Source organism: Lysinibacillus xylanilyticus (assembly GCF_001183605.1).
GTDB lineage: Bacteria > Bacillota > Bacilli > Bacillales_A > Planococcaceae > Lysinibacillus > Lysinibacillus xylanilyticus.
Genome location: NZ_LFXJ01000005.1, coordinates 959,259 through 982,439 on the forward strand (window position 1 = coordinate 959,259; position 23,181 = coordinate 982,439).

The 23,181-nt window shown below is 35.0% G+C and carries 25 protein-coding genes and 4 pseudogenes; 24 read left to right on the top strand and 5 right to left on the bottom strand.

Annotation, left to right across the window (positions count from 1 at the left end):
* Window positions 1-315 precede the first annotated feature (315 nt).
* From ACZ11_RS07515 to ACZ11_RS07530, 4 genes are all read left to right on the top strand, one after another.
* Window positions 316-654, top strand: coding sequence for a DUF3139 domain-containing protein (locus ACZ11_RS07515; RefSeq protein WP_049664995.1), 339 nt, complete (start codon window positions 316-318; stop codon window positions 652-654).
* A gap of 385 nt (window positions 655-1,039) precedes the next feature.
* On the top strand, window positions 1,040-1,234 hold the full coding sequence (locus ACZ11_RS07520; protein ID WP_053093209.1) for a ParB N-terminal domain-containing protein: 195 nt from the start codon (window positions 1,040-1,042) through the stop codon (window positions 1,232-1,234).
* 675 nt (window positions 1,235-1,909) lie between these two features.
* A complete protein-coding gene (locus tag ACZ11_RS07525; protein WP_049664996.1) occupies window positions 1,910-2,104 on the top strand; it encodes a hypothetical protein in 195 nt (64 codons plus the stop codon).
* 456 nt (window positions 2,105-2,560) lie between these two features.
* A complete protein-coding gene (locus ACZ11_RS07530) occupies window positions 2,561-2,965 on the top strand; it encodes a hypothetical protein (protein ID WP_053093210.1) in 405 nt (134 codons plus the stop codon).
* A gap of 632 nt (window positions 2,966-3,597) precedes the next feature.
* On the opposite strand, the gene ACZ11_RS25050 is transcribed toward ACZ11_RS07530, so the two are convergent.
* On the bottom strand, window positions 3,598-3,705 hold the full coding sequence (locus ACZ11_RS25050) for a YjcZ family sporulation protein (protein ID WP_082172714.1): 108 nt from the start codon (window positions 3,703-3,705) through the stop codon (window positions 3,598-3,600).
* 140 nt (window positions 3,706-3,845) lie between these two features.
* On the opposite strand from ACZ11_RS25050, the gene ACZ11_RS07535 reads away from it, so the two are divergent.
* A complete protein-coding gene (locus ACZ11_RS07535) occupies window positions 3,846-4,511 on the top strand; it encodes an S-layer homology domain-containing protein (protein WP_338048306.1) in 666 nt (221 codons plus the stop codon).
* Between the two features lie 176 nt (window positions 4,512-4,687).
* Here the strand turns inward: ACZ11_RS07535 and ACZ11_RS07540 are convergent, their stop codons facing one another.
* Complete coding sequence (locus ACZ11_RS07540; protein ID WP_049665001.1) at window positions 4,688-5,023, bottom strand: hypothetical protein; 336 nt, start codon at window positions 5,021-5,023, stop codon at window positions 4,688-4,690.
* A 47-nt stretch (window positions 5,024-5,070) separates the two neighbouring features.
* Window positions 5,071-5,730: an LptM family lipoprotein gene (locus ACZ11_RS07545; RefSeq protein ID WP_053093211.1), complete on the bottom strand. Its 660-nt coding sequence runs from the start codon at window positions 5,728-5,730 to the stop codon at window positions 5,071-5,073.
* Between the two features lie 194 nt (window positions 5,731-5,924).
* On the opposite strand from ACZ11_RS07545, the gene ACZ11_RS07550 reads away from it, so the two are divergent.
* The 8 genes and pseudogenes from ACZ11_RS07550 (at window position 5,925) to ACZ11_RS07585 (ending at window position 10,366) form a co-directional block, all read left to right on the top strand.
* Window positions 5,925-6,548, top strand: a complete 624-nt coding sequence (locus ACZ11_RS07550; RefSeq protein WP_201778504.1) for a hypothetical protein — start codon at window positions 5,925-5,927, stop codon at window positions 6,546-6,548.
* A gap of 16 nt (window positions 6,549-6,564) precedes the next feature.
* Entirely contained in the window at window positions 6,565-6,951 is a 387-nt protein-coding gene (locus tag ACZ11_RS27220) for a PD-(D/E)XK nuclease-like domain-containing protein (protein ID WP_269079314.1), read from the top strand.
* Between the two features lie 37 nt (window positions 6,952-6,988).
* Window positions 6,989-7,294, top strand: a pseudogene (locus ACZ11_RS27225) (PD-(D/E)XK nuclease-like domain-containing protein); the annotation flags it as partial.
* Between the two features lie 507 nt (window positions 7,295-7,801).
* Window positions 7,802-8,356: pseudogene (locus ACZ11_RS26795) on the top strand (hypothetical protein); the annotation flags it as partial.
* 147 nt (window positions 8,357-8,503) lie between these two features.
* A pseudogene (locus ACZ11_RS07565) lies at window positions 8,504-8,842 on the top strand (DnaD domain protein); the annotation flags it as partial.
* Between the two features lie 393 nt (window positions 8,843-9,235).
* On the top strand, window positions 9,236-9,742 hold the full coding sequence (locus ACZ11_RS07575) for a dUTP diphosphatase (RefSeq protein WP_049665007.1): 507 nt from the start codon (window positions 9,236-9,238) through the stop codon (window positions 9,740-9,742).
* Window positions 9,743-9,750: 8 nt separating this feature from the next.
* Window positions 9,751-9,930, top strand: a complete 180-nt coding sequence (locus tag ACZ11_RS07580) for a helix-turn-helix domain-containing protein (RefSeq protein WP_049665009.1) — start codon at window positions 9,751-9,753, stop codon at window positions 9,928-9,930.
* Between the two features lie 46 nt (window positions 9,931-9,976).
* Entirely contained in the window at window positions 9,977-10,366 is a 390-nt protein-coding gene (locus ACZ11_RS07585) for a RusA family crossover junction endodeoxyribonuclease (protein WP_236690862.1), read from the top strand.
* Between the two features lie 263 nt (window positions 10,367-10,629).
* Here the strand turns inward: ACZ11_RS07585 and ACZ11_RS07595 are convergent, their stop codons facing one another.
* Window positions 10,630-10,884, bottom strand: coding sequence for a hypothetical protein (locus tag ACZ11_RS07595; RefSeq protein WP_049665013.1), 255 nt, complete (start codon window positions 10,882-10,884; stop codon window positions 10,630-10,632).
* A gap of 215 nt (window positions 10,885-11,099) precedes the next feature.
* On the opposite strand from ACZ11_RS07595, the gene ACZ11_RS07600 reads away from it, so the two are divergent.
* Entirely contained in the window at window positions 11,100-11,513 is a 414-nt protein-coding gene (locus ACZ11_RS07600) for a LuxR C-terminal-related transcriptional regulator (RefSeq protein ID WP_049665016.1), read from the top strand.
* 36 nt (window positions 11,514-11,549) lie between these two features.
* On the opposite strand, the gene ACZ11_RS07605 is transcribed toward ACZ11_RS07600, so the two are convergent.
* Window positions 11,550-12,233, bottom strand: a complete 684-nt coding sequence (locus ACZ11_RS07605) for a hypothetical protein (protein ID WP_049665017.1) — start codon at window positions 12,231-12,233, stop codon at window positions 11,550-11,552.
* 1,064 nt (window positions 12,234-13,297) lie between these two features.
* Here ACZ11_RS07605 and ACZ11_RS27465 point away from each other — a divergent pair.
* The 10 genes and pseudogenes from ACZ11_RS27465 to acnA all read left to right on the top strand — a co-directional run.
* Window positions 13,298-13,456 (top strand): annotated as a pseudogene (locus ACZ11_RS27465) (hypothetical protein); the annotation flags it as partial.
* Between the two features lie 163 nt (window positions 13,457-13,619).
* Window positions 13,620-14,246, top strand: coding sequence for a hypothetical protein (locus tag ACZ11_RS07615; RefSeq protein WP_134008673.1), 627 nt, complete (start codon window positions 13,620-13,622; stop codon window positions 14,244-14,246).
* A gap of 150 nt (window positions 14,247-14,396) precedes the next feature.
* Complete coding sequence (locus ACZ11_RS07620; protein ID WP_049665023.1) at window positions 14,397-14,978, top strand: hypothetical protein; 582 nt, start codon at window positions 14,397-14,399, stop codon at window positions 14,976-14,978.
* A gap of 150 nt (window positions 14,979-15,128) precedes the next feature.
* The gene (locus ACZ11_RS07625; protein WP_049665025.1) at window positions 15,129-15,575 is read left to right on the top strand and encodes a hypothetical protein; all 447 of its coding nucleotides are present in this window, start codon (window positions 15,129-15,131) and stop codon (window positions 15,573-15,575) included.
* 72 nt (window positions 15,576-15,647) lie between these two features.
* On the top strand, window positions 15,648-16,478 hold the full coding sequence (terS, locus tag ACZ11_RS07630; RefSeq protein ID WP_049665027.1) for a phage terminase small subunit: 831 nt from the start codon (window positions 15,648-15,650) through the stop codon (window positions 16,476-16,478).
* Entirely contained in the window at window positions 16,471-17,754 is a 1,284-nt protein-coding gene (locus ACZ11_RS07635; protein ID WP_049665029.1) for a PBSX family phage terminase large subunit, read from the top strand. The genes terS and ACZ11_RS07635 overlap by 8 nt, the downstream gene beginning before the upstream one ends.
* Window positions 17,755-17,825: 71 nt before the next feature.
* Window positions 17,826-18,128, top strand: a complete 303-nt coding sequence (locus tag ACZ11_RS07640) for a hypothetical protein (protein WP_049665031.1) — start codon at window positions 17,826-17,828, stop codon at window positions 18,126-18,128.
* A gap of 326 nt (window positions 18,129-18,454) precedes the next feature.
* A complete protein-coding gene (locus tag ACZ11_RS07645) occupies window positions 18,455-19,030 on the top strand; it encodes an RHS repeat-associated core domain-containing protein (RefSeq protein WP_053093212.1) in 576 nt (191 codons plus the stop codon).
* A gap of 269 nt (window positions 19,031-19,299) precedes the next feature.
* On the top strand, window positions 19,300-19,785 hold the full coding sequence (locus tag ACZ11_RS07650; RefSeq protein WP_134008676.1) for a hypothetical protein: 486 nt from the start codon (window positions 19,300-19,302) through the stop codon (window positions 19,783-19,785).
* Between the two features lie 667 nt (window positions 19,786-20,452).
* Window positions 20,453-23,158: an aconitate hydratase AcnA gene (gene acnA / locus ACZ11_RS07655; RefSeq protein ID WP_049665034.1), complete on the top strand. Its 2,706-nt coding sequence runs from the start codon at window positions 20,453-20,455 to the stop codon at window positions 23,156-23,158.
* The last annotated feature ends 23 nt before the right edge of the window (window positions 23,159-23,181 follow it).

Sequence of the window (23,181 nt, forward strand, 5' to 3'; positions counted from 1 at the left end):
GCAGGGGAAACGATTTATGTTTATCGTCCAAGTAGTGGCGCAACAGGAGCAGCAAACTGGGCGAGTAACAACTATTCTTCTGCAAAAACTTATGACATTATTAATCTAGAGCCTTTGAGTACAATTAGTCTTAATTATTGCTCTAAATTTATTTGGCAAGCATTTTATTACGGTAGCTCAATTGATCTTACGCATATAGGATTAAAAGGTTCAAGTCAGGCGTGGGTAACGCCGGGACATATTAAAAATTCTAGTACCATGACCTCTTTAACATCATTCAAAAGTCGTGATTAAAATTTAACTATATTTAGGGGAGTGGGTAAAATAAAAAAATTTTTAATTATCCTTGCTATTCTAATATTAATTATTTTCGCTTCTGTTGCTTTCGTTCAATTTAAAAAACAACAGGCTTCCGATAAAGTGATGCAATACTTAACGGAAGTAAGGGGCTATAAGGAATCGGAAATAATAACCCTTGAAAGCAAGTATACCTTTTTTGGCATACCCAAGTATCACGTGGAAGTAACTTTTAAAAACGAACCCAAAATCGTCTATCTTTATTTCGCTAATGATTTAAAAGGGCAGTTTGAATATTACGAGATTGATGGTAAGAAAATTCCTACCGAAGACTTAAAAAATTATGATCCGGCATAGAGCAAAGTAAGCACGAAATATAAAAAATAACGCTCCTTTATGGTAAGTACGACGAATAGCCAACTATCGAAAGTTTTTTCAGATAGTTGGCTATTTTACATATGTAGCTTGGGTATTTTCCAGCTAATAGTTATGTGAAATCTAGGTTGATGATGGAATGGTAAATTAGGTAGCTCTGTTATTGGTCTTACTAGATATTGATAGAAATCGATTCCGTTTGCAGATCAATTAAAAGACGAGTTGCACAAATTATTATTGGCTTCACAGGTGGATAACTCAAAGGAGTTTTTCATGGCTAAAGAGGTTATATTCCAAATATTAAGGGATTTCAGGGCTTCCGCTACAGATGGTGGTAGTCCTATTTTTAAAGAAAGGACCGATTACTATGGAAATAATTAAAATACCTGTAGAAAGAATAAGTCCAGCACCTTACAATCCACGTGTCGAAGAATATGAGATATTGAAGCGGTCTATGCAGGAATTTGGTTATGTAGAACCACTTGTATGGAAAGAACGTACAGGTAATCTCGTAGGGGGACACCAACGTTTTAAAATTCAAATTGCTGAAGGACATCGTTAATACGATCGAAGAAATCTAATCCCAGTTGGATCACGATTTAAAAACCATAGTGGACATGCGGTATTGGGATATGGAAAAGAACTGTTATGAGTGGGAAGACATTGCAGACCGATTGTATATGTCGCGAATAAGGTGCTACGTAAACGCAATGCTTTAATAGATGAAACAGCCAAGCGTTTAGCATGGGCTTAATGTATGAAGAATATATTAATTTAAATGTAAAGGATAGAAAAGGGGATGGGAGATATTGGTTTAATAAATATTATTATGAACGCATTTGGGATTACCATGATAACATTGTTTCTTTTTCTTTGGACACTTGATGAAGACAAATGGAGTTTAAGTGGTATATCTTCTTACGTAGTTCCTACAGCATTAATATATTTTGTTGTTTTTGTGTTTGTGTAGAAGATCGAAATTTCTAGTATTCAATATAGTGAACTTCCTAACACTAGCGAAGTTCAAGTAAATCTGTAGTAAATTGATATTGTGAAGTAATAACAAAAGCGCACGGAAATGCGTACACAAAATTTCCTTACAAATATAAGCACGTTTGCTTGTACGTGTATTTCGCAAACAAGCATGAGAGGCTACTAAATTGGTAGTCTCTTTTCTACGCATTTGTATTATTGGTATCCTTCTACAATATAATTAATGTAGAAGGAGTGAATGCCAATGAAAAAGTTATCCATAACTTATTGTGAAGCAGATGGTAAATGTCATATTAAAACGTTTACTAATACGATACCTGTATTGCCTAATGTAGGAGATAAAGTAGGGTTGGGAAATTCATTTTACAAAGTAGAGAGAAGGGACTTTGTATATGTAGAAGAACTTAATACTGTTGAGGTATATATTTTCTTGAGTTAATGAATAAGGTCACATCCAATTAGGTGTAGCTTTTTATTTTTGTTTTCTACTGAAATCATGAGGTGCTTTTTGGGCAATAGAAATAGATGATAGCCTAATTCAGGGGTTTCATCTAAGAATAGCTTGTAATAAGTCTAATATTATTCATCCGCATTTTCACATTCGCATGTTTAAAAAATTACTTTCAAACACACGTCTTTGTTTTATTAAAAAATCTAATTATAAATAAAAATTTAGAGTATAAGTATTTTTTCCTTTGTCCCATCGATGAATAATGTAAATAAAAACAAGGAGAGATACAAAATGAGTTTTGGCAGTTCCAAAAGAAGTAAAAAGGGATCAACTTATAAAAGAATTAGCAGAATTCATGAAGATTGCGAAGAAAGTTGTAATAACAAAATGTTTGTCAAGCATTACAAGTCCCACAAGAACCTGTAGGTATGGGGCTTCCAGGGTTTGCTTATATTTATGATACAACTTTTCAACAAAATATCCCGAATAATGGTCAAGTTACTTTCAATACAAATGGCAATATTACACCTTCAGGGTTTTGTAACTCATGTACCAGGAACAGCACCTATTACTATAACTCAAATGGGTACTTACCTTATTACCTATGAGGTGTTCGTTTCAGGTGGCCCTTATGCATTTGCTCTTTTCAATGGCGACAACCAAATATCAGGTTCCAATTATGGAGACACTACTGGTAACGCAACGAAAAATGGTCAAGTAATAACTACTTTAAATGAATTAGATGTTCTTTCATTAAGAAATATTTTTGCCGGCCCAAAAAATTTAGGAAATGCCGTTTTGGGCATCTCGGTTATCAGCGCGTCTATTGTCATTTTAAAATTATCTTAAGGGTTTTATTGCGAGTCACATCTGACAAGGTGTGGCTTTTTACATTTATAGCTTAGCTTTATTCTTACAAATAGAAGTTTGAGAGGAGTGGTTATCATGTGAACTTCGTCAACTTTCCATAATTCAGTCAAACTTACTATGAGCAACAAGTGCACGGAAATGCAATATAAATAAAAACACAATTCGCATTACAAATATAACGTGGTGTAGCTCTACCACGATTTCGCAAGTGAGCTAACTTGGCAATTAAATATTATACCGCAGTAGAAGAGCCTTATCCCTAGCACGGTAAGGCTTTTTATATGGGATATAAATTACATAATCTTTATCTTTCAACCAAGAAAGGCGAAGCGTTCACTTAATCATACTGAGGAGATTGGTGACGAAGATTCAATTCAAAAGTACAATCAGTTGGTACGCAATAGACAAGCAAAAGTACGTGAGTTTGTAAATGAGCATGATCTTGCTCGACGATATGACAAGGAAAGGGTGATTAAATGAAAAGGTCAATTATAGAGGGAAATTTAAAAGGATCACCCGAAGGATAGCGACCCTTAGTATAAATTTGAAGTTGTAAGGTTAAATTAGTGTTCCATTACAATAGTTATGAGCATTATAGGTGGTATTGGGTATTAATAACCTTTATGCATGAAAGTAGCACCAATAATAATCAGAAGAATGAATAGAACAACAATTAGCGCAAATGCTGAACCAGTTCCACTCCCGTAATATTCAGACATGGTATTGCCTCCTCTCTATTATTTATTATATGTACAATTGTCTAAAGGAATTGGGATATTTATCTTAGGAATCCTTAGTAAAAGATTAAAAATAGTTTTATGGTGGCGGGGTAAACAAGAAGGATCTTCCGTATATCGGGATAGCGCTTGGTACTGGATTGTTGTCAGGGTATGAAGATTTCACATTCAAACCGAATGGTAATACAACACGTGCCGAAGTAGCGACAATCCATATCCGCTTTATGGACACATTGAAGAAAGCACCGACTGATTTCACAGGGTCACAGGAACTTCTAGAGGTTGCTAATACAGGAACAAATATCTTGACTATCACAAATTTTAAAGAATTAGGTGGATACAAAGACGTTCTTGGCAAACGTCATACTTACGCGAACAATACAGGTGTTGCAACAATTGAACATGCTATCTATGTGGATACAACAAGCTCAAAACCAAAAGGTATTTTTAAAGATATGTTTTTCAATGAAAAATCCGAAGATTCCATTCTGCTAAATAAAGGTATTTTCGCAATTTATTATGAATACACTTTCAAACCAAGTAGAGATGTAAGTATTCAAAGTATAGCCAATGGTTCAGATATGCACTTTACTTCAAACTTTATAGTTAATAAAAGTAAAATTGAAAAGTTTAATTTATCATCCCCAATAAACACATCAAAAAATGAGTTTCTTAAGGGTGAGACATATCGCTATTGGGCTCATAATAAAATTGGTACTCAACCAGGTAGACAGTTTGGGAGTCGGACAGATGATGGAAGTCTTTTCTATTATGAAGTACCAAAGTAGGAGTTGAAATGTAAAAACAGCAGGAGAAGATGAGGAAATTCAGTTTTGCGAAGCAAGCTTTAAAAACGCAAATAGAAAAATTGCTGATGAAACGGATAAACAAATAACCAGGCGCTCATTAAAATGTGAGTACCTGGTCTTTTTTTTGTGATGAATATTAAAAAATTATGAAACTTCTATGGACCACAAATCGAGAAACAAGTGTGTTCTTTGAAATTTTTTTGTACCCAATCATCTATTTTGTTAAAAAAACGGATGAAATCGATGTTCATTGAATTATTTAAAGTACATGCAATGAAAGCGATTTGATTCCATTGTTCAAGGTTAACTGAATTTGGGCCAAAGTAATTAAAATTCGGTAAAACTTCATATATATGTAGATATAAAAAAGCAAATGCTTCTTCTGTTAAAAAAATTGAAGATTCATGCCAATGTTCATGTTTATAATCACCGCGCATGAATTCAAAAACATCACGTTGTTGTAAGTTTTTTAATGTATGAATTTTAATCATTTAATCCTCTTTATCTAAAAAGCCACTCATTTGAGTGACTAATTTTATTATTTATTAACTTCTATTGTATGAACAATATCTTCACCTTGTTTATCAAAGTTGGAATTTTCAGGTGCACTTACACGAATTTCAATTGTTTTTAAATCTTCAACTTTTGATTTTTTTAGAACATAAACATTATAGCCTTCATGCTCTACTTGACCGAGATAATCACCTTCTATATGTTCAGATAAAATCATATCCGGCTCTAGTTGTTCTTTTGTATTCGTTATGATTACTGCTTGCCCCAGATAGAAAGTCATATCTTCTTTAGATGTATTTTCACCATTCATAGAAATAGTAATTGCATTCACTTCTTCTCCGACAGCGACATCAAATAGATTTGCAGCTTCTTCTGTTTTTACTGTAATTCTTTTTAACTGTACGGCATCGATATTGTATTTCATTGGTCCAGTTTGTCCACTAATATCTAATTCTTTATCAGTATAAGTATTAATGCTTTTTAAATTATCATCTTCTTGGACATCATCTTTTTTATCGTCATCTTTCTTATTCTCATCTTTTTTAGAAGAATCATTTGTTTTGTCTGATGATACTGGTGTTTGCACATCCTCTTTTTTCGGTTCTTCTTTAGCTTTGTCTTCTCCGCAGCCAGCTAATCCTAAGCTTAATACTAATGCAGCACTAAAAATTAATTTTTTCTTCATTTGTAAATCCTCCCTCTATATTTCCATTCTAGGGAATTTTGAGGGAAAAGTACATGTAAAAAACAGACAAAATGTGATTAGTTATCTGTTTTAACATAGTCTTGATTGTTTAGCCGTATTTGTCCTGTAGGGGCATATAGTATGGCAGTAGAGAGTTTAAATAATAATGCGATAATTCATTTTAAGATGAAACAGTGAATAAGGGTAACTTATCATACGGTATTCAGGAGTTGGAACAACGTAATGGTGAATCTGTAGCTAAAGCATTTTGCTGGGACCTTGAAACAAACGTACGCCAAGAAAAAGTATTCACAGTAAAACATGCAATCGGTACAAAAAAAGGTTTAAAGCAATTAACTGATCCTCGCGACATTTACGAAAAAGTAGCAAACGATGGAGCACGTCGATTACGTTCTTGCATTCTTGGTGTTATCCCGGGTGACATTGTTGATAAAGCGGTTTCGCAATGTACAGAAACGCTTGCTGGTAATAGTAAAGGTCCATTGAAAGACAGAATTGCTTCCATGTTAAAAGGTTTTAAAGACCATTATCGAGTTACACAAGAAATGGTAGAAAAAAAGTTTGGCTACAACGCTGATTCTTTCAGCGAGTACGACTATGTAGAACTTCTTAACATCGCTAACAGCTTGAAAGACGGCATGTCAAAAGTTGAGGAGTGGTTCCCGAAAGAGGATGCTAAAAAGCAATCCAGTGGATTAGGTGATGATTTTAAAGCTCAAGCAGAACCAAAAACAGAGGTGAAACTAGATGCAACAAATGACATTCCAATTGAACAGCCAGAATTATCACTCGAATGAGGCGAATCAGCACTACATGTCAGTATCACAGTTTAAGGGTGCTATGGAATGCGAAGCTAGAACATTGGCAGAGGTAAGGGGCGAGTTTACTCGTCCTCCCTCTACAGCATTAATGGTTGGTTCATATTTACATGCTGCTTTTGAAAGCAACGAGGCATTTGCTGAATTTAAAGAGCTAAATCACCACAGTATTTATAACAGTCGTAGTAACAAATATAAGGACTATGAAAAAGCTGACGACATGATTGAGACCATTAAAAATGACGAGTTTTGCATGTTCGCTTTACAAGGTGAGAAAGAGGTCATTTATACAGGTGAGTTATTCGGTGTTGAGTGGAAAATCAAGATCGACAATATAAATCATGAACGTGGATTCTTAAAAGAGCACTCAGGAGCTTCGTAAGCGTTACTGGAGCGAGAAATATAATACATGGGTTTCATTTATACAAGCCTTTGATTATGTGCTTCAGATATGGTTGTATCGAGAAATCATCTATCAAAATACAGGGCGTTATTATGATCCATACATTGTTGCGGTAACAAAAGAATCGCCACCTGATAAAGCAGTGTTACACTTCGATACATCACGTTTCGACTTCGAGAAGGAATGTGTTCGAACGATGCTGCCAAGCATCATAGAAGCGAAGTTAGGACGCAAAAAACCACATCGATGTGATAAGTGCGAATACTGCCGGGCTACAAAGAAGTTAGAAGGCACATTTGATATTGAATATCTACTGGATTAGGTGGTGCTATTGGATGAATAACGTGCCGTCAAAGGTATTATTGCCTGAATGGATATTCGAGCAGGCGGAGGATAACGACGAAATTAAGCGATTGGTACTGAAATACATGACCAGGTATCCGAATTACAGGGTGGTCAATGTGAGTGGTAGTTTCGCAGTTTGCGAGAGGTTAGAGAGCTTTTTATAGAAGCTCTCCAATTACTAAATTACTTTTCTAACTTATCAGCAATTCTTAATAGAATTTCAGTTTGTTCTTTTTGTATTTTAATGATTTTGATTGCGAACCAGACTATAAATACTATTGGTCCAAGATAGATAATTAAAACAAAAAGAATAGGTATAATTCCAAATAAAATTTCCATAACTGTACAAAAACCTCCTTGTTGGATTATTGTACCATAATTTTTTGTGGGTTAGAGGGCGATTTTAGGATAGTGTTTCTAATTACTATAAATCTGTTTTTTATTAATAATTAGAATATTACGTTAAAAGGAGATGCGAGGGTAAATGGCAAAATTCAGATACGTCTATACAACTTTTTGGAACGATCCTCGTGTGGTTGAGGAAATGACAGCAGAGGATAAATACTTCTTCCTGTATTTGCTGACAAATGAAAGCACGACTCAAATTGGCATCTATCAAATTACCAAAAAGCAAATAGCTTTTGATATGGGTTACTCAATGGAAAGTGTTGGAGCATTACTACAACGCTTCAGAGACCATCACAAGCTTATTAAATACAATGAAGAAACTCGTGAAATAGCTATTAAAAATTGGGGCAAATATAACCTGAATCGTGGAGGCAAACCTATTCTTGATTGTGTGAAATCAGAACTAAAAGAAGTGAAAGATACTTCATTAATTCAGTGGGTAGGCGAAGGAGTCTCGAATGATTCTGTACGTAACGTCTACGAGTCGTATTATGTTACGTCACACGATACGTATAACGTAACGCAAGAAAATGAAGAATCCAGTAATGATGCGGGTTCTTACGATACGTCAACGATAAGTGGACAAAAAGAAAAAGAAGAAGAAAAAGAAAATAAAAAAGAAAAACAAACAACAGATGGTGAAGTCGGTCAGTCGGTGGTCACTGAGGAACAATTAATTTTTTTAACTAAATTCTATGATGAAAACATTCAAAGAGCATCGGGCTACATTTGTGAATGTATAGAACACATGGCAAGATAAAATGATCCAGCACTTGTTTATGAAGCCATGAAAATCACAGCACTTCAACAACCGAACAAACCCATGCAGTATACGGAACAAATATTAGCGAACTGGAGAAAGGATTATATAACAAATGTTGAGCAACTAAAGGCCAAGGAAGAGAGAGATAAAATCAAGCGACAACAATCATACCAGTTATCTTACCAAAAGCCTAAAGGTCGAACTGAGGTAGTGCCTGAGTGGTTCGCTAATCGTAATGAAGGTGAAGAAGTAACACCAGCTGCTGAATCTAATAACAACACGATAGATTTTGAGGCTGAGAGACAAAAGGTTTTAGAGATGCTAGGGAAGAAGGAGAGTGTTATCAATGGCTGAAAAAGTGTAGGTCAAAGTGATAAAGATATCAACTAACTCGATCTTTCCAAGTTTAAAAAAAGAAGTCCATAGCTTGAGCTGGGGTGATTTGAATAAATAATCGAGATTGTTTCACTGGTCGATTAAAAAAAGACTTGACCCTTGCGATAGTGTGGACCGATTGATGGCGACTCCGACGATTTGCTTTTTTAAATAAAAAATATTCGAGGTGATAAAAATGGCACAACTAAAGAAAATCACCAAGGCTAGGACACCACGAGAATTAGAACGATTGGTTGCTGATGATACGGAGAGAGGTTGGAACGTTGCGAGTCGGATGAACTACATTTCTCACGATCCACGACCTTATCAGATGCTATTGAAATTCAACACTGAAAGGGAACAGGTGAGTTTATGAACTTAACAAAACTATTTGAAACACAAGCAGCATTGGACGAGCATATACAGAAAAAACAAGGACAACAAACAGTGAACCTTAAAAATATGATTCTAGCAACAATTGTTGAAATCAGTGAAATGTCTAATGAGTGGCAAGGTTTTAAGGACTGGAAAGTCAATAAGCAACCAAAAGAAGGGGTGTTAGAGGAAATTGCAGATGTACTAAGTTTCATTTTGGTGGTAGGTAATCAATTACAGCATCGTGGACCATTAATTATCTATCCAGAAGGTGATAGTAACCGACATGGACTTGTAGCTCCAGACACTACTAGTCAAATCCTCTACTTAATTTCGTACTTTATACGATTATGGGAGTATGAAGAAATTGAAGAAGGTTATCGAGATGTACTAACTACATTTGCTATTTTAACCGAAATGCTTGGATTCACATGGGATGAAGTAGAGACGGCTTACTACGAAAAGAATAAGGTCAACCATGAGCGTCAAAACGCTGGATATTGAGGTGCAACATGAACGAATACGCACTTTATAAAGGTGAGCAGATGGTTGCCGTTGGAACAGTATATGAAATAGCCGAGGAACGTGGTGTAAAGCCAAAAACAATTCAGTTTTATGGGTCAGGCACTTATCAACGACGTTCGAAAAGTAAAGTAAATAACAGATTACAGCTTGTTAAGCTCGAAGATTAAGGATGTGGAAACATGAACACTTTAAACATTTGAAATACCAGGGGTCATACAACCTCAAGAGCGACCTCGATTTAGTAGACGCGGCAAGAATGTTGTTACACACGACGCACCAAAGAGTAAAGACTTCAAGGACTTTGTAAAGCTCATAGCATGGCAAAATAAGCCATCAGAATTGATTACAGGACCGATTAAGCTACAAGCTGATATTTATCTCATGCCACCGAAAAAATACCATACAGGACCCAAAAGAGCACTAATAGCTAGTGGTGAATTACGACCGACTACGAAACCCGATGCGGATAACCTGATTAAGGGCATAAAGGATGGAATGAGTAAAATCATTTGGCATGATGACGCACAAATCGTTGAACTAAATGTTCGTAAGTTTTATTCGGAACAACCTAGAGCAGAGGTGACGATTGAATGGGGAGCTTAACGGTACGTAAGGAAGTTAAACAGCGTAGAGCAAGGCTTATCAATCAACAGGACCACATAGCTTTTCTCCAGTGCAAGGGATGTCCAAAACGCAAAGCTTATGATCCAAGCAAGAAATGTAGAAGATGCAAGACTTACAGGCAACTACGAAGTATTGGGAAAGAGTTGGAGCAGATTAGTAATATGCGTAGGTGGGTTAAGTGAACGTTTGGGAGATCATAGGGAGTTTAGAGCATCAAATTTGATGCTCTAATATCAGTGTTCTTAGTCTTCATCTTCATTGGGTTCGTGAAGAAAGGTAATTGTACGGTCCGATATGCTTATTTTAGTTATTACATTATACGTATTACGATGAACTTCGACTGAATCTTCTTCTGATGTAAGGGTTAATGCAAGGTCATCATCCCAATCGTGTATACAAAATTTATTTGGATTATCCATGTTAACGTATACAGAAATAGTTTCGTGTGCTAGTAGAGTCCAGCCATTTGTTAAAGCAGTTTTCTTTGTTTTGTTCAATATTATCACCTCAGTATATAGATGTTACTATTATAGGAATTTATTTAACAAAAAACCATGGTAATACAGACCATCCAAATATTACCCATTTTTGCTTATAAATATGAGGAAAAGAAAAAGCCGCAGCGTCGTCACACGCTACAGCTCAGAATTGGTTTATGCCCTTTGACGGTGCTTAACAACATTATTATACCACACCGTAGGAGGGCAAACCTATGTTAAAAGAAAGAACATTAGTTATTACACTGGATGCATTAGATTCAATGATTACAGACTACCACTGGATGGTTAATGCCATCAAAGAAATGCGAGCAGAAATGGTTATTGGGGCAAAAACGGCACAGTATGGAATCGAGGCTACACTACCGAAAGCAGCAGGTGGTGTAGGAGATCCTATCCAATTAGAACTAAATAGACGTTTCAGACATTCGAGAAGAATAAAGGACTATGAACTTAAAATATTAGAGGTTCAGCAAAGATTGGACAAGATTGTTGATTCTCGTGATGCTGAAATATTATTTTGGTTATTAGAAGGTAAGTCAATGAGGTGGATTGGTAAACATATGAATTTGAGTCATACCAATATACAATTGATTCGTAAAAATATAGTAAGAAAGATGATCGAATAAAAATTTAAAAAGCACTCACTATATGAGTGCTTTTGATTAATTTTTATTAAGATTATTTAATTCTATTTGCATATTATTTAAATTGTTTTTAATGTCTAATACAATATTTTGTAGATAGATAATTTCTTGTTTTGTAATCTCTTTTTTTGTAATAGCTTTATTAACTTTTTCTTTTGGAATATAAATCTTATAAGTGGCAAAGTTGGATGTTTCAAGAAAACTAAAAATAAAAGCCATTATTGCGAAAACTAAAGGTATTGTATAGGTGGAATTTACAGGATGTAAAATTAAAATACAAAAATGTTCTATGTATCCAATAGGATCTTTTAAAAAATTTGGGGGTTCACTAAATTCTTCGAATTTTTTTGTAGGAATAAAGTTTTTTGCTGTTGAGAGTACTGCTAATAAAACTAAGCTTAAATTACCAAAAAAGTTCTTCAATTTTATTAGAGACTGTTTTGAAATATATTGTCGCTTAAAAAAATAAATTAAAAAAAATCTATGTACTATATATGTGAAAAAAGGCGGTAGTATAAAAACAGTTATAACTATACTTACTTTACTTACAGAATTCCCATATTTACCTATATATATCCCTAGTGTAATTACTGCCCATAATAGTAAAAATATAGTAACTGATACAAAAGAAGTGATAGTAAATACACTTTTTTCAATAAAACTCATTTCTCTTTTTGTCGTATATAACTCTTCTTTACTCATAAATAACTCCTTTCATTTTGTTATTTTATAACAAAAAGTATATTTTTCCAAACTTGCCGTACTTTCAACATTAGGTGAGATAAAAATAATAATGTAAAATCGGAGGTAGGTCGGCGCGGTAAGGTTTTCCTCCCTTGGTATTTATAGAATCCTAAATATTAGGGAAAGACATTACACGGTCGGCCCATATTTTTTTAGAGATTGGTATCTTAATTAATATAAAAGGCTAAAAATTGCTGAAGGAGTGGTTTTTATGTGAACTTCGTCCACTTTCCTTAATTCAGTCAACCTTACTACAGTAACAAAGTGCACGGAAATGCACTATAAATAAAACACAATTCGCTTTACAAATATAACGTGGTGTAGCTCTACCACAGTTTCGCAAGTGAGCTCTCGACAAAAGGCTTATCACAATTATATAGACAAATTCAAGGCCCAATGAGTGGATTCAAGGGGCTTTTTTATATCAAAATCTTATTACATAGTTTTATCATCTCGGTTTATGATTAGGTAGGAGGATTACTATGACAAATAATAAATCAGAAAACCATGAACAAAACCAGAAGCAAAAGAAAATAAAATGGAAATTCGAGTGGAGAAACCAGGATTGGGTATGGCTCATGTTAATTTTGAGTGCAATAATATATTTTCTCTTAACCTTTAGACTCGCTGATAACATTCAGGTTGTAGATTTATTTTCGTTTATTTCTAGTTCCGTTTCTATTGCTTTAGCTCTAGTGGCGATTTTGATAGCATTAAATCAATCTAGGGATAATGAACAACTTTCGTCAACTTTAAAAACAACTATGGCTATAATGAATGAAAAATTAAGTAGCGTAGATGAAAAAGTAAATAAAATTGATCCAGATGTACTTTCAAGAGTTTTACAACAAAAGATTGATAATGTAATTACAGATATTAGTAGAAGTGTAAAAGCTGATAGTGGAATTAGCCCAGAGGAAATTGAAGAAAAGTATTTACATGAATTAAATCAACTGAAGTTAGATTTTGATTCGGTAATTGAAAATATTAATAATACTAACACGGTGCCATTTCTTCCTTTGTATAACATTGGTGATGAAGTAATTCACAAAAAGTGGGGAAGAGGAACCGTTACTGATGTGAGAGGATATGGAGATTCGACTGAAGTTGATATAAGGTTTGATGAAGTTGGTGTAAAAAGGCTACTAGCAAAATTTGCACCTATAATGAAAATGGGTTAAACATCCTTCGGGATGTTTTTATTTTGCTTTGAAAACTGCATCAAACAGCCAAAACACTTTGTTATGAGAGGGCAGAGCTGGGTGTGGTCTTGAAGGTGGAATTTGTAGAAAAATGTTCCAAATTTACATCTCTCGGCTTATGATTGATAGTGAGGTGAAAAAATTGAATTTAGTTGACGTAATAACACCAGGAATCGGTTTAATAACAATATATTTTTCGTGGAAGAGCTCAAATAAATCAAATAAAACTAATCTTAAATTAGGCGAATTACAGGATTCAACTGCAGGTAAACATCGAATAGTAGAGAATATTGGCGCTCAAAGAATTGTTTGGATTAATAATGTGAGAGAATTATTTGTAGAATTTAATTCTTTATGCGCAGAATTACAGATTAATAATGAACTAGTTTTATTAAATGGAGTTGATGAAAACAAAGAGGGAAAATTGATTTCATACTCCCAACAACTATTAAAAGTTATGAATAATATCGAATTATACTTGAATCCCAATGAACCATATTCTCAATTTTTGTTTGATCGCATGAAAGAAATGCGTGAGAAAGTACATGATGTTAACACAGTTTATCATATGTTTAATTTACATAGAGAGATGGTAGTATTCGCACAAAATGTAATATTGAAAGCTGAATGGAGAAGGGTGAAGAAGGAAACAGATAAAGGGGAATTCATAGATAAAAAAGATATGCTCAAGATTTTTAATGAAGTTGGAAAAGAAATGAATCCAGGGGCACATGAGAGTATATTAGAAAAGTATTTTAAAAAGACATAATTGCATGTCTTTTTTATTTTGCTTTGAAAACTGCATCAAACAGCCAAAACACTTTGTGATGAGAGGGCAGAGTTTGGTGTGGTTTTGAGAGCAAAAAGTTGTTACAAATATTTCACCTTCTGATTTATTATTGGGTAGGAGGTGATAATAATGAGGAAAATGTATTTGTATTTAGGAGCCATTGTAATTTTCACTCCAATATTGTTAGGATTATTATTAAATATACCTACAGGTTTTTTAACTATTGGTGATGAATCTGCTTGGGTAGGATTTTTCGGTAATTATTCCGGAGGAATAATTGGTGGTATAGTAGCTTTATTAGTTGCCAGCTTTCAAGTAAAAAAAGAAAGTCAGTATCGTAATAGAGAAGAGGCTAAAAAACATGAATATACAATAAAAATTATAGAAAGATTTATTTTTCAGGAAATGAGAGACAATTTAAGTATGATTAATGAGCATACATATTTAGCATTGGAAAATAGGGCCGAAGGTAAACAAACTAGTCATGGTACAAACTATGGGTTTATCTTTACAACTTACTATGAATTAAGATATGAACTAGCCAAAAATCTTAAGGTTGAAAATCAAAAATTATTTGAAGACATTATTGAATTTTATGAACAGTTGAGGCTTATAAAAAATAAACCTCAAATTGATGATTTATCCCGTGGTGAGGCTAAAACTATAGTTGAAAGTTTAAATAATTGGATTATAACTTTAGATAGTATTTAACGTCCTTCGGGGTGTTTTTCTTTTGTCTTTAAAAGAAAGTATCGAGCAGTTCCTACCCGTGGCTACTAACGGTACTTACTTTTGAGAGCAAAAAGTTATTAAGGTTTTGTATAGTCTTCTTGTCCTATTATAAAGAAAGGAGGCTGGAGAATGAAAAAGAACTATAAACTATTAATGCAAGCTAAGGAAATAAATAAATTCTTTAAAAAATCTTCTAAACTTGATATTTATGATAGCCAAGCTATGAAGTCTCAATTACAAGTTACTTGGAAAGAGATTAGTTATGAAGATTTAGAAATAATGGAGGTTACTATCCAAAATGATATTAACAACCAAAATTCAACCTTGAACCTTTTTGGATTATCATTTGGTTTTATTGTTACTCTAGCAATTGGATTTTTTGCCGCATTTGTTGCGTTTGTTGCATCATCTAATGATGAATCTTACAAATCACAAGTATTTACACTTATAACTCGTGTAATATTAACATACATAATCTTAGTTGCTATTCATTTCATTTATAGTTGGTTTATGCACAAAAAGTACAACAAAACACTTACTATTATTAGGATTTTAAAAGATTTAAAAAAAGTATGAGCAAAATAAATAGAAGGAGGCTGCCACAATAAAAGTGGTAGCTTTTTTTATTGGAGGTGGTGTTTATGAGATATGGCTAGACAAAGAGACCCTAGAAGAGATGAAGCACTAAAAATATTTAAACAGCATAATGGCGAGGTAACTAATCGAGCAATAGCTGAACAATTGGATGTACCAGAGAAAACAATTTCAGCATGGAAAAGCCGTGATAAGTGGAATGTAGTACTACAAACAAATGAATGCAGTACTACAAATGAAACTGCAAAAGAGATTGATGTAGTAGAAGTCATCAATGATAAGCCTCCTAAGAAGGATGGGCGAGTGAAGAAGAGGAGTGGCAATCCAAATCCTCAGAATCAGTTCACCAAACGGAACAGGGCTGCTATGATTCATGGCTTGCGAAGTAAATTCCTGTTTGACGAACAAGTCGAAATCATGGAGGCTTTGCAGGACTTCGATGTGGTTGATCAGCTATGGTTACAGATTGAATTAAGCTTCTCTGCTATCATCCGTGCTCAAAAGATTATGTGGGTTGAAGATCCATTCGACCATTTGAAAGAAATCAGTGGTGAAATGGATGCTGAGGGCATGAGCAAGACAGATTACAAGGTTATTTATGCTCATGAACGCTATGAATCTTATATCAAGGCACAAACAAGGGCATTTGCAGAACACCGTAACTTGGTTAAGCAATTCCTTGATTTAACTACTGAGGATGATGAAAGACGCTTGAAATTGGAGCAGATGAAAGTATCTATCGAGAAAACAAAAGCCGAAACAGACTTTGCAGAGATGCGAGCTGCTAAACTACGTGGCAACAAGAAAGATACATCGATGTTGGATGCATTGGTGGAAGGTCGTAAACAATATCAAGCTATGAAGGAGAAAGGTGTTAATGAGTAAAATAAACATTAAATTCTCTCCTAAACAGCTTGAGGCTATTTATCGTGACTATAACTACACATTCGACGTTCTTGAAGGGACACCTAGATCTGGAAAGACAACAGCTGGACATTTTCGCTATGCTGATTACCTAACGTGGACAAGAGATACAAACCACTTAATTGTTGCGTATAACCAGGAGCAAGCATATCGCTTATTCATCGATGGTGATGGCACCGGACTTAAACACATATTTGGTGACTTAGCTGAAATAAAACACGACGAACATGGCTCACACCTTGAAATTCACATTCCAAATGGTGTTAAAAAGGCTTATTACAAAGGCGGAGGGAAATCTAACAGCGTTGGTGCAATCACTGGTATGTCGCTTGGTAGCGTGGTATTTTGCGAGATTAACTTATTGAACATGAAAATGGTTCAAGAGTGCTTTCGACGTACCTTTGCTGCATTAGATCGCTATCATTTAGCAGATTTAAACCCTCCAGCACCACATCATCCGGTTATTAGCGAGGTATTCGATGTTCAAAACACTCGCTGGATGCATTGGACTATACAGGATAACCCAATAATCACCGAAGAACGTAAACAAGAAATTTACGAGATTCTTTCCAAGAACCCTTACTTGTTTGAACGTGACTGGGAAGGCAAGCGTGTCATGCCACAAGGCGTTATTTACGGCATTTTTAACATGAAGAATAACGTTCTACCGAAGATGCGAGGGCAGATTTACGAAATGTTTTTCGTGACCGATGGTGGTCAATCGGATGCTACTTCATGCAGTTGTAATATTGTTGTGAAGTATGAGGATAAATTCAGGCTGCTACGTGTGGCTAACTATTACCATAGTGGAGCTGAGACTGGGCAAGTCAAAGCGATGTCTACTTATGCCAAAGAGCTAGTTAAATTCAAAGATTGGTGTGTTAATAAGTTTGAACTGCGATATACAGAGTTCTTTGTTGACCCAGCGTGTAAATCTCTCCGTGAAGAATTACACTTGTTAGGCGTCCGAACAAAGGCAGCAGATAACAATAGCAAAGATATTACAGGAACCTCGAAAGGAATTGAGGTAGGGATTGAACGACTACAAAACTCAATGACTAACGAGCATTTTTTTATTGTTGAAACAGATAGCGAATACGATCATTACGATTTTTTAAAAGAGATTGGTATGTATGTCCGTGATGATAACGGCAATCCAATAGACGAATTTAACCATGCGCTTGATGAATGTAGATATGCTAATAACTATTTCTTCAAACGATATTTACGTGGATGAATTTAACAGGGGAAAAATGTTATACTAATTAGATACGAAAAATATAATTTAGTTTAAACGGAGTGAAGCATATGAGTCGCAACGAAGAAGTTTTGACACCAGAGCAAAAAGCAAAAAAATATATGAAAGCACTATTAGAAGGAGCAGAATTGCCGCCAGAGGATGAATTTATTACAGTTATAGATGTTATTTGCTTTACATCAATGTCCATCACTGGTGCAGCGGACAAATACAAAAATTGGATAAATGATAAATCTAATTACATTAAGATATTAAGTACCAACACTTTAACCAAAGCGTTCAGGGATAATTCTTCTGAAGTAGGTATAGTTGTCACTTTCGAAAGAGAAGCTAATTATAAGGATAAAGTATAAAGTAATAGATAAGACAGACTTGGGGCGAATTCGTAAATTCATTGGTTGAAAACTTTGAACCAAAAATAAAAAATACAAATACATCTAATGAAAAAGAAAGATAAAAAATTAAATAGAAAAATTGTAATTCGATCACAGCAATGTGGTCGTTTTTTATTTGTATAGGTAGGTGATAACATGTTCAACAAAACAATTAACTGGATGAAAGGGGTGATGGTTAAATTGGGTTTAGTGCAAAAAATAAAGGATGTCTCGGATATTAAAAAGATACCCGTCGTGTATATAGTAAAGACAGTAATGGAGAGACTTATTATCGTTATAATGAAATGACCAACCAAGTCCTATTTGAAGAAGATACAAGTGGTGTCATAACAAAAGCTTACACGTATGACGATAACGGAAATCTGTTAACAATGACATATAAGGGTGCAACGTATTACTATTTAACGAACTACCATGGGGATGTACTAGCCCTAACAAATGCAAATGGTGATATTGTGGCAGAATACACATATGATGCATGGGGCAATACATTGAGTCAAAGTGGTATAATGGCATCTATAAATCCATATAGATATGCTGGTTATCGTTATGATGAAGATACAAAGCTCTACTATTTGATGGCACGTTACTATAATCCAGATACAGGTGTATTCTTATCCTTGGACCCAGCAAGCGGGGATTTAATGAATCCGTTATCACTAAATGGATATAATTATGCAAATAATAATCCGGTGATGTATGTAGATCCTAACGGGGAAAAACCAAATGCAAAGGATGTTGCGTCAGCTTTATTTCAGGTGCCATTACTTATTTTTTCTATTCAACAATCTCTTGCTTATTTTTCTAAACAAGTGATAAAAACAGCAGTAAATACATTAACTCCTTTGATTAAAAATTAAAAATATGCAAATGATGTGAAGAATTTGCATGTTACAGGACCATATCGAAGTAAAGTTAATCCTGATAGAAATTTTACGTTAGCTACATTAAAGTACAAAAGAAGGAATTAATAAGGCTTGATTTTGCACTACAATACACCAAATGGGATGGATGGTCTGGCTGGCTACACTATCATATCGAAGGAAGCGAAAAACATCATGGTATATTGACTATAAAATTTGGTAAAAACAAACCCAAGCTTCCTTGGAAATAAACGGAGTGAAAAATATTGAAGTTACATTATAATATTCATTTATTAGAGAGATTTTCCTCTATGAACATTATTAGAATTCAAGAGTTTATTGAGAAATATCTAAAAATGAAGTCCATTAAGGATGTGTCGACTCAGATTACTGAAGGTGGAATTATATACCTTGTCTATATGGAAACGGATATTTTTGAAGAGTTAGCATCAAAAGTTTTGAATCAATTTGAATATGAACTATCTGAATATACAATGATTATGCACAATCATTGTCATTTTACTAAATATAATGATAATGATGATATCATTCATGAAGTAATAGCTTATCAGGTATGTGAAAACGTGTGGGAATTTTATTACGGTGGTATTTTAGATGTGCCCAAAAATACTGGTACTATAGAGGAGGGGGGAGATTACTATATATATAAATTGGAGTTAGATCCTTCAGATGATAACCCCAAAAAAACCATGGAAAAATCCCTTGATGATTGGCTGCAAAACAATAGTTAATATGAAAAAATTATTTTATCAATAAATAATATATAGGGTTATCTTTTTAGTAGGGATATGTCTATTGTCATATTTACCTTATAAAAAGTTAGGTTGAAATTAATAGGCAGGCATTAGAATTGGATATGATTAGGAAACATATCGTTACTTTAGGCTGCTATTAAATAACATAGGGCTTTTCAATAGGAGATTAAAAGAATAAAGAGGCTGCTATATTATTTTGGTAGCCTCTTTCGTTTTATAAAGAACTACTTCGTGTGATATGCTTTTATAACAAGTTGTTGTAAATTATTATCTTTGTTAAGATTTCTATAACATACCTATCCGAAACCATTTTTAAAATTTCGATTTTTTAGCTGGGGCACCATTTATAAAAAAACTACGAGTGCCCCAGAAAGTGCCCCAAAAAGTGCCCCAGTTAAATACATTTAAATACACTTATATATATAGGTATAAAAATCTCCGATTTGTAAAACCTTGATGTTATGCACTCATAAAAATTAAATACATTAGTGTAGGAATCAAGGTCATAAGTAATCCTTATTGAAAAAGATAATATTAATGTAATTTACTTATGAATATAAATGCGCTAATATGGGTATTGGAGAAAAGATGCTTTAACAATTTATATAGGCCTTTTCAAAAAGATATTTAGGGGGATCCGCAAATGGCACAAGGTAATTTACACAACAGCCGCGCATCATTCGAAGTTAATGGTAAAACTTATAATTACTATGACTTAGCTGCGATTGAAAAAGCTGGCGTTGCAAAAGTTTCAAACCTTCCTTACTCAATCAAAGTATTATTAGAATCAGTTTTACGTCAATATGATGCATATGTTATCAAAGAAGAGCACGTAAACGAATTAGCAAAATGGGGTAACGGTGCAGATCCAGAAGCAGAAGTACCATTCAAACCTTCTCGCGTAGTATTACAAGACTTCACTGGTGTACCAGTAGTAGTTGACCTTGCTTCTCTACGTTCTGCTATGAAAGAAATGGGCGGCGACCCAAGCAAAATCAACCCTGCTATTCCAGTTGACCTTGTAATTGACCACTCAGTACAAGTTGACAAATACGGTAATGCATCTGCATTAGCAGCAAACATGGACCTAGAATTTGAACGTAACGCTGAGCGTTATAACTTCTTAAAATGGGCTCAAACTGCTTACAATAACTTCCGTGCTGTACCACCAGCAACTGGTATCGTTCACCAAGTAAACTTAGAGTATTTAGCTCCAGTTGTACACGTAAACGAAACTGCTGACGGTACTTTCGAAACATTCCCAGACTCAGTAGTAGGTACTGACTCACATACAACAATGATCAACGGTATCGGCGTTCTTGGATGGGGCGTTGGTGGTATCGAAGCTGAAGCAGGTATGCTTGGTCAACCTTCATACTTCCCAATCCCAGAAGTTATCGGTGTTAAATTAGTTGGCGATCTTCCAAACGGAACTACTGCTACTGACTTGGCATTAAAAGTAACTCAAGTATTACGTCAACGTGGCGTAGTTGGTAAATTCGTTGAGTTCTTCGGACCTGGCGTAACTAAATTACCACTAGCTGACCGTGCGACAATCTCTAACATGGCTCCAGAATATGGTGCTACATGTGGTTTCTTCGCAATTGACGAAGAATCATTAAACTACATGCGTTTAACTGGTCGTGACGAAGAGCACATCGCGGTTGTAGAGTCTTACTTAAAAGCTAACCACATGTTCTTCGATCCAACTTTAGAGCCAGTTTACACTGACGTATTAGAAGTAAACTTAGCTGAAATCGAACCAAACCTTTCTGGTCCAAAACGTCCACAAGACTTAATTCCACTATCTGAAATGCGTACTCGTTACAAAGAAGCAGTAGTGGCACCACAAGGTACACAAGGATTCGGTTTAACTGAAGATGAATTCGCAAAAACTTCTGTAGCTAAATTCGCTGAAGGTGATGTAGAAATCCCAACAGGTGCTGTAGCAATCGCTGCAATCACTTCTTGTACAAATACATCTAACCCATACGTATTAATCGCTGCGGGCTTAGTTGCGAAAAAAGCTGTAGAAAAAGGTTTAACTGTACCTAAATGGGTAAAAACTTCTTTAGCACCAGGTTCTAAAGTAGTAACTGGTTACCTTGAAGATTCAGGTTTACAAACTTACCTTGACCAAATCGGTTTCAACACTGTAGGTTACGGTTGTACAACATGTATCGGTAACTCAGGTCCATTACTTCCTGAAATCGAAGACGCTATCAAAGATAACGACTTATTCGTAACATCAGTTCTTTCTGGTAACCGTAACTTCGAAGGTCGCGTACACCCACTTGTAAAAGCTAACTACTTAGCTTCACCACCACTTGTTGTTGCTTATGCACTTGCTGGTACTGTGGATGTTGACCTACAAAAAGATTCATTCGGTAAAGACAAAGATGGCAACGAAGTATTCTTCGCTGATATCTGGCCTACAACTGAAGAAGTTAACGCTGTATTAGGTACTGTAGTTAACCGTGAATTATTCCAAAAAGAATACGAAACTGTATTCACAGCTAACGAAAAATGGAATGCAATTGAAACATCAACTGAGTCTCTATACACATTCGATGACAAATCAACTTACATCCAAAACCCACCATTCTTCCAAGGTCTTGCGAAAGAGCCAGAAGCTATTAAAGGCTTAGAAGGCTTACGCGTTATGGCGAAGTTCGGTGACTCAATTACAACTGACCATATTTCTCCAGCTGGTGCGATCGGTAAAGAGACACCTGCAGGTAAATATTTAATCGAAAACGGTGTTGCAATCCGTGACTTCAACTCATACGGTTCTCGTCGTGGTAACCACGAAGTTATGATGCGTGGTACATTTGCAAACATCCGTATCCGTAACCAAGTTGCTCCTGGTACAGAAGGTGGTTTCACTACTTACTGGCCAACAGGTGAAGTAGAGTACATCTATGACGCATGTATGAAATACCAAGAGCAAGGTACTGGCTTAGTAGTACTTGCTGGTAACGACTACGGTATGGGTTCTTCTCGTGACTGGGCTGCTAAAGGTACTAACTTACTTGGTATCAAAACAGTTATCGCACAATCTTACGAGCGTATCCACCGTTCTAACTTAGTAATGATGGGTGTTCTTCCACTTCAATTCATGCCAGGTGAATCAGCTGATACTTTAGGCTTAACTGGTAAAGAAGAAATCTCAGTTAACATTACTGACAACGTGAAACCACGTGAAATCTTAACAGTTACTGCTAAATCTGAAGACGGATCAGTTAAAACTTTCCAAGCTTTAGCTCGTTTCGACTCAGAAGTAGAAGTAGACTACTACCGTCACGGTGGTATCCTACAAATGGTTCTTCGCGCGAAAGCTGCTCAATAATCATTTAAACAAAAAACCGATCT